2 protein-coding genes are annotated in these 8,957 nt (G+C 38.6%); both read right to left on the bottom strand.

The features are described from left to right. Positions 1-120 precede the first annotated feature (120 nt). Positions 121-3,582, bottom strand: coding sequence for a T9SS type A sorting domain-containing protein (locus tag ABID46_RS12065; protein ID WP_354510451.1), 3,462 nt, complete (start codon positions 3,580-3,582; stop codon positions 121-123). Positions 3,583-3,992: 410 nt separating this feature from the next. Further along, positions 3,993-8,864: a T9SS type A sorting domain-containing protein gene (locus ABID46_RS12060; protein ID WP_354510449.1), complete on the bottom strand. Its 4,872-nt coding sequence runs from the start codon at positions 8,862-8,864 to the stop codon at positions 3,993-3,995. Positions 8,865-8,957 lie beyond the last annotated feature (93 nt).

Below are 8,957 nucleotides of genomic sequence, written 5' to 3'. Positions count from 1 at the left end.
CACAAAGCAATTTACTAAAATTGCTTCAATTGGGAAAGCTTTGGCTTTCCTTTTTTTATTTATAAAAAAGGCTATCTCACTTTTGAGACAGCCTCCTTTCCATTAAAATGTATGGTAGAATTACTTTTTAATTACTTTGAAAGTTTCCACTTGTCCGCCTTCTAATGTTACACGGAATACATACAATCCAGAAGTCAATGCCGAAACATTTACTTGGCCATTCGTTACTTTTCCATTTGTCATTACAGATTGACCTGCTAAGTTGAATACTTCTACTTTCTCAATTCCTTTTGATGTAGTAATGTTCAACACATCGTTTACTGGATTTGGATAGTAAGCAAATTTCGCTCCTGAAATGTCAGACAAGCCTAAAGTAGCACATTCTCCATCGATGATCATGTCTCCTTCTACGGTTGCTCCAGTAGATGAAACGAATAAATCGAAGGTTGCTCCTCCGTTCGCAGACTGATACGTCGGCAATGTATCGGTGTACACATAATCAGACGATACCCAGAATACTGGATTTCCTGATCCTGTTGGCGCTCCTGAAATACCTACCCAGTATTTTTTATCTGCTGTTGCAGTGGCTGGGAAAATTACGGTATTTGGTAAAGTAATTTCTACTGAATACACTGGATAACCTGTCGAACCAAACGTTCCATTTTCTGTAATTGAAGATGGAGTGATGGAGGTTAAAGTCTCACCGAATTGAGCTCCTACCGCTGTATCTCCTTCGAAGAACATCATATCAAATGTGGTAGGTGCTCCTCCTAAAGTAACCACATTGATTGTGAATTTCTCCACTTCGAATTGTGTATTGGCTAAAACATTGAAGTCGTTAGCAGCCATATAATTATCTGATCCGTTGTTTACAAATCCTACTCCATTGGTAGCCACTCCTTCATGTACTGGTGCACATGGATCGTACACTGGAGGATCAAAACATGTTACATTCAACTCATAATTTCCAGTAGATGAGCTCCATCCTTCTACCATAATGTAGTAAGTTGAAGTACCGTCTGACATAAAGGTAACTTCTGACTGAACTCCACATGAATCATCGTTGTAAGCAACTTCAGTTCCTAAACCACAATCCGTAAATACGCGGATTGCTGTATCATACGTAGAATTACATAATGACAATGTAACCATTTGAGCGCTTCCTGTTCCTGTGAATTTGTAGAATACATCTCCTGCAGAATTTCCACCTGAGTTGGTAGCAAATGTAGTGGCACCTGTAACTGTATCTCCACAAGCTACTGCAATTGCATCCTCACAATCATCATTTGCTGGTGGTGGTAAGATTTCTCCACATTGAACAAATTTCGATCTTGAAACATTTTCAAATTCACAATCAGAATTGTTGTGCAAAATGAATCGAACAGTTTCAGATGTTGTTGCAGTCCAAGTTATTGGAGTTACTCCAGCAGCATAAGCCACGGATCCATCTGGGCTTGCAATCGTGATAAAGTCAGTATTAACTGAACTTGAGAAGATATATTCTGTACCTGCCGTTACGGTAATACTAGAATATTCTCCAGTCCAAGCAGCAGAAGTTACCAATTCAGGCGCACCAGAACAAGCTGGAGTCAAAGATCCCCAAGATCCGTTAGGCGTATCCAAACATGGTTCTTCTGTTGCAACATCATTACAATCTCCTTCTACATAGAATACACTACGGAAATTTTCATCATCAAGTACCCAAGCTGCTCCAGAGTTATTACTCAAGGCCACTACAGAACCACTTGTTCCTGAAGTTGTCGTAACCCAATAGGTTGCGTTCGGTGTTGTAACATTTAACCAATAGGTTCCTTCTCCTAAAGTAATTGGAGTTGCAAGTGCAAATTCAACGCGGTGTGCAGTAAATCCGAATGCTTCTCCATACTCAACATTTGTCGTTGGTGTTAAAGTCATATTCTCTATTTCAGTTCCAGGGAAACCAGCTGCATCTTCATGAATTCTAATGGTAGCTGAGCTTACACCTGAAGTTGACAAGAAACTCATGGTTACTTGACGTAAAGTAAATTCAGTTCCTGCATCAACCGTGAAATCATCTGCTACACGATAAACATCTGATTCTAAAATTCCATATCCATTCTCAAGCGCACTAATTTCTCCATCTCCTTGGTAACAGTCATAATCAGGATCATCAAATACGTAAGGTTCTTCACAAGTAACATCCAATACATAGTTTCCAGTACTGGAACTGAATCCTTCTACCATAATGTAGTAGGTTGATGTACCATCAGATTCAAAGGTCAATTCAGAACGAGTTCCGCAAGAATCATCATTGAAAGCGATTTGTGTTGCCAACGTACAGTCTGAGTACACTCTTAAATATGTATCAAAAGAAGAATCACATAATGATAAGGTTACAATTTGTGCTTCTCCATTTCCAGTAAATTTATAGAAAACATCTCCTGCTGCGTTTCCTCCAGAATTGGTTGCAGTCGCAGTAGAACCAGATACGCTATCTCCACAAGCTACAGCAATTGCATTTGCACAATCATCGTTTGCTGGTGGCGGAACAATTTCTCCACATTGTACTCTTCTTGCACGCAATCCAGAGCTTGCAACATTACAATCTGAATCTAAATGCAAATAAAAACGAATCGTCTCATTGGCAGTTGCAGTATAAGTTACAGATCCTACACCCGAAGTATAAGCAATCGTACCAGCCGAATCAGCTATTGTTATGAAATCGCTTGAAATTGAACTAGAGAAAATATATTCTGTTCCAGCTGTTACATGTACCAAAGAATATTCTCCTGTCCATCCAGCTGTTGTAATATTTTCGCTAAGTCCATTACATGCAGGAGTAAATCCTGATCCTGTTGGATATTGACCATTTGGCGAATTAAAACAGCCTTCTATTGGTTCCTCTGGCGTAATACAATTTCCTTCCAATAAAAATGCACCATCATAAGGAAATCCATAAAGCCCTACATCTACCCATTCTCCTCCAAGTAATCCAGCGAAATTGGTTCCATTTTGAACTCCCTCAGTATATATCCAATAACTTGCATTGTTAGCTATTGAAGAAATTCCCAACCAGTATAAATTACCTGATTCACCACCTTCCAATGAAATAGGCGTTGGCAACGTCAACTCTACCAAATAAATTCCTGTCGCAATCTCTGTCATTGCATCTGGAGTTATGGCAGTAGGACTCATGATCTCTGCACCTGGCAATCCTGCATTATTTCCATAAAATGCTACATTTACTTGTACAACAGGATTCATCAAAATTAAATTCAACCTTTCAATTTCGAAGACAACATCTGCGGCAACTGGAAAATCAGCTGCAAGCCCCAGTAACGTCAAATCTCCCAAACCATCACTTGCGCCTACATCATAGAGAACATCACAAGGAGTAATGTCATCTAGCCCGAAGTCTATTGTTTGAGCATTCCAATTGGGAGCCCCAGTTGGAAGTCCATTTATCCCCGTTCCAGGGCCATTCCATTGATTTTGTAAAGTGCTACTGTAAGAATGTAGCATTGGATTGTTTCCATTCAGTTGAGCTCCTGCCGAGATCATACACAAAATAGAAACTAACCCAGAAAGTAGTTTTTTCTTCATCTGTTATGTATTAATTAATGATTAAGACGGAAAATTACAGTTTTTCATCAAAAAAATAAAATTTATTAATCATTTATCCATCTCTTTTATAGCGTATTATTTATTTGAAATGTTTCATTTTTTAATTTAAAATCCTGATTGATAATCTCCTAACTTCCCCAGTTCAACTCTAATTATTTTTTCTCCAAAACTTCAACTTTTAATGAATACTAAATGAAATTACAAATCCATCGGTGCCATTTGCTAGTGCAAATCGTCAGCACAAATAAGAAGAGGATTGACTTAATTGAACCCAAATGAATGCTTTGAGTTTTCATTTTCCTTTTGGTTGGATGTTTACTAAATTCTATTGTACAAAAAAAGCCCCGATTTCTCGGGGCTTGCTATTTCTAAAAGTTAGTATCTAATCCTTACTTTTTAATCACTTTGAAAGTTTCCACATGTCCGCCTTCCAATGTTACACGGAATACATAGCTTCCAGAAGTCAATGCCGAAACATTTACTTGACCGTTCAATACTTTTCCGTTTGCCATTACTGACTGACCTGCTAAGTTGAATACTTCTACTTTCTCAATTCCTTTCGCTGTCGTGATGTTCAATACATCTTTCACTGGATTTGGATAGTAAGCAAATTTCGCTCCTGACATATCTGACAAGCCCAAAGTAGCACATTCACCATCGATGATCATGTCTCCTTCTACGGTTGCTCCAGTAGATGAAACGAATAAATCGAAGGTTGCTCCTCCGTTCGCAGACTGATACGTCGGCAATGTATCGGTGTACACATAATCAGACGATACCCAATACACTGGATTTCCAGCAGCAGTTGGTTGTCCTGAGATTCCCACCCAGTACTTTTTGTCTGCTGTTGCAGTGGCTGGGAAAATAACGGTATTTGGTAAGGTAAATTCTACTGAATACACTGGATAACCTGTCGAACCAAACGTTCCATTTTCTGTAATTGAAGATGGAGTGATGGAGGTTAAGGTCTCACCGAATTGAGCTCCTACCGCGGTATCTCCTTCGAAGAACATCATATCAAATGTGGTAGGTGCTCCTCCTAAGGTTACAACGTTGATCGTGAATTTCTCCACTTCAAACTGAGCATTTGCCAATACATTGAAATCATTGGCTGCCATATAATTGTCAGCTCCATTGTTGACAAATCCAACTCCATTGGTTGCAATTCCTGTATGAATTGGCGCACATGGATCGTATGGTGGTGGTGGAACGATTTCTCCACATTGAACCATTCGATCAACCCAGTTTTGAGAACCTAAACAGTCTTCATTTTCATGCGTATAGTAACGGATGGTTTCTGTGGCAGTAGCCGTCCATGTTACAGTACCTGTTCCAGTTGTATAAGCTACCAATCCGTCTTCATCTGAAATCGTGATGAATGCTGTTGCAACATCAGTTGAGAAAATATATTCGGTTCCTGCTGTTACATTTACCAATGAATATTCTCCAAACCATCCCCAATCACCGCCTGTGATACTTTCTGGAATTCCATAACATGATGGTGTGTAAGCTGTTGATGGATAAGCTCCATTTTCTGCTTCTAAACATCCTTCTGTTGGCTCTTCTTCATCTAAGTCTTCACAGGTTACATCCAATACATAGTTTCCAGTAGTGATACTCCATCCTTCTACCATAATATAGTAAGTTGAGGTACCATCTGATTCAAATGTTAATTCTGAACGAGTTCCACACTCATCATCATTGAAAGCGATTTCTGTTGCCAACGTACAGTCTGTGAACACTCTTAAAACAGTATCGAAATCGGAGTCACATAATGACAAGGTAACGTTTTGCGCTACTCCAGTTCCAGTAAACGTATAGAATACGTCTCCTGCAGAGTTTCCTCCAGAGTTAGTTGCAGTCACAGTAGAACCTGTTACGCTATCTCCACAAGCTACAGTAATTGCATTTTCACAATCGTCGTTTGCTGGTGGTGGAACAATTTCTCCACAAGTAACCATTCGATCAACCCATTCTTCTGAAGCTAAACAATCTTCATTTTCATGCGTATAATAACGGATAGCACCTGTTAAAGTTGCTGTCCAAGTTACGGATCCAGTTCCAGTGGTAAAGACTATTTCCCCTGCTCCATCTGCAATTGTAATGAACGCCGTAGCTACATCGGTTGAGAATACATATTCCGTTCCTTCTGTAACGTTTACAATAGAATATTCACCAAACCATCCAATATCTCCTTCTGTGATACTTTCTGGAATACCGATACAAGCTGGAGTAAATGCCTCTTCTGGATATGCACCATATTCTGCTTCTAAACACCCTTCTTGTGGTTGTTCCAATTCACTACATGTTCCGTCAATGGACATAATCCCTTCGTAATTTCTTCCATTTGAAACATACAATGACCAAGTTGAGCCACCATTTGCAGATTGCCAAGTTGGCAATGTATCTTCTAGGTTGTAGACATAGGAAACCCAGAATATGTTATTATTGGTTGTTGAAGGTGTTCCCGACAAACCAATCCAATATTTTTTATCTTCTGTTTCAGTCGCTTCAAATACCAATGGTTCATCAAAAGTCAAAACAACTTCATAGGTTGTGAAACCTGTATTTCCAAATTCTCCAGCAGGAGTAATGGAAGTTGGGGTAATACCAAGAATAGCTTCACCAATTTGTGCTCCCACACCTGTTTCTCCTTCAAAGAACATGGCTTCAAATGTAGTAGGTAATCCACCTTGCGTAACAACTCTAGCTGTTACTGAATTGATTTCAAATTGAGTATTTGCTAAAACATTGAAATCATTGGCTACCACATAATGTGCTGTTGCAGAATGCACCATACCAACTCCATTGTTTCCTAAACCATCGTGCTCAGGCGCACAAGGATCATATGGAACAAATTCTCCACAAGCGACCATTCTTGAAACTAGGTTTTCAGAACTTAAACAATCTTCATTTTCATGCGTGATGAATCGAACTGTACCAGTAGTTTCTGCTGTCCAAACAAGGGATCCAGTTCCTGTAGCCAATATTTCAGTTGCATTTGAATTTGCAATGGTAATATACGCTGTTTCGATGTCAGTTGAGAACGTATATTCAGTTCCTGCAACAACATTGATAATAGAGTATTCACCAAAATATCCCTCATCGGTGATTAGATTTGGAACCCCATTACAAACTGGCGTTTGAGCAAATTCTGGCCAAGCACCATTTGGTGTAGACAAACAACCTTCTACTGGCTCTTCTGGCACAACATCAATCAAAATATTATCCAAATGCAAATAGAACATATCTCTAGCTGAATAGGCATTAAATCCTACATAATAAACACCTGTCGCGCTAGGAGTAAACGTTTTGGTATCTGAAGTTTTTCCATGTGAGAAACTTGGATAATCTGCAATTAGGTTGGTCATACCGCTTGGAGTATTCGAATTTCCAAACATTACTTTCATGCTTTCTGAAAAACCTGCAGCTCCATAGTCATAAGAAATTTGGTAAGTTACTCCTTCTTCCAAATTTAATCCTTGTGTAAAGAACCAAGAATTTGCGGCATTATTTGTATTCCAAGAATAACGCAATACTTTTCCAGAAAACCCATTGGTAGTCGTTGTATAGTTAACCGTAGCCCAATTGTTACCTGTTCCAGCGTTGACAACTGTCGTACATTCTGGCATTCCAGGTACAACTGCAGAAGTGAAATCTTGTAAATACGGAACATCTGTTGCTAAACATCCACATTCACCTGCTATGAAAAATACAGCTTGGGATTGAACACTAAAATCTTCACCCCAAGTATCACCAAAATCCTCACTAAATTGAACGTATCCACCAGTGGTACCATTTTCATTAACTTGCCAATATACGGTTGATGAATTGGTGTTTAAGAATTCTGGCTCAATCCAATAGGTTCCTGAATTCAATACAATAGGTGTAGTTAAATTAAAGGTTACATGGTAGCCTTTCAATCCATACCCTGCATTATGCAAAACACTTGATTCTGCAGATAACGTTATAGTATGAAGAATTTCACCTGGTGATCCATTTTCAGATGCACGAATGTTGAAGGTTCCCTGTGTGATAGCGGTTGAACTTAACACATCAAACGTCATTTGTCTAACCGTTAAATTGAATCCTTCATCCACTACGAAATCATCAGCAACTCTATATTCTGCATTGATTCCAAAACCATCTTGTACTTCTCCAATAATTCCGTCTCCTTTCACACAAGGATAATTTGGAGCTGATATTGGTGTGATTGTTCCACATTTTACCAATTTCATTCTTTGTATGGATGAATCATCACACGACTCATCATCATGTGCCAAGAAACGATAGTTTCCCGTAGCAGTAGGTGTAAATTCAACTTGTCCAACACCAGCTTTTAACACAGTGTTTCCAGCAAAATTTGCAATGGTAACAATGTTGGTTTCAATAGAACTTTTAAAATAATAGGTTTGTCCACCTATTAAATTTACTAGTGCATATTCAGCACCCCAAGCATCTGCAGTAATTGGTTCATAATGTCCTATACAATTTGGAAAATACACTAATTCTGGGTACATACCATAATAATCATTCAAACATCCCTCTGCAAATTGGGTTGATTCTACTTTCACATCGTCTACACCAATTCCGTAAGAATAATCATTGATTCCTTCAAACGCAATATAATATTCACTTGCATCATCCGACTCTGGCAAATTCAAGGTTACTTGAGTCCACGCAGTTACATTCGAAATGTATTCTGCTCCAGGAATCAATGTCCAAGCCCCATCTGCTGATGTCTTATAAAATACGCGTAATTGACTTTGATCTGAACCCCACGTTGGGTTCACATACCAAAAACTCAATTTAGACTCAACTCTATCTGTGAAATCAAACATTGGAGAAACCAATCTCGTTTGATTTGCAGTTTGTGAGGACTGACTAAATGATGCGTTTAAAACACCACCATGTGAAGTACGGTGCGCTCCTGTACCTGAGCCTGAAGACCCAGCTCGATAAATCCAGTTAGAAGTACCTACCACATATTCATTTGTCCAACAAATTCTTGATGCACTATCTGCTTCAAAGGTTTCGTTGAATGGAAATGTTGTAATGGTACAGCCTTCATCAAAAGTTCCAAAAAATTGGTTCGAATTCCAACCTGAAAAAATGTTTAAACCCACATTTAGTTGTGAATCTAACCATTGGTTTGTTTTAATTTTCTCCCATGAATTCATTGGATTGGCCAATAACATGGACGAGAAAATCACCGACATAAACAAAATCAGTTTATGCCGAGAAAATAAATGTTTCCTCATAAATAGTACTTAATTAAGGTTTTAAAAGTAAAGAATCTTTTCAAATATTTAATTATTTATTTATTTAATTTTGACCCAATTGTATCTAGACAC

The sequence above is a fragment of the Moheibacter stercoris genome (genome assembly GCF_040545805.1).
GTDB classification, from domain to species: Bacteria; Bacteroidota; Bacteroidia; order Flavobacteriales; family Weeksellaceae; genus Moheibacter; species Moheibacter stercoris.
The sequence above is the reverse complement of the archived record's forward strand: the minus strand, read 5'-3'. Positions and strand labels throughout refer to the sequence as shown.

Excerpts from the sequence above, each read along its gene's own strand:
- ABID46_RS12065 (WP_354510451.1), bottom strand. The coding sequence starts at position 3,582 with ATGAAGAAAAAACTACTTTCTGGGTTAGTTTCTATTTTGTGTATGATC.
- ABID46_RS12060 (WP_354510449.1), bottom strand. The coding sequence starts at position 8,864 with ATGAGGAAACATTTATTTTCTCGGCATAAACTGATTTTGTTTATGTCG.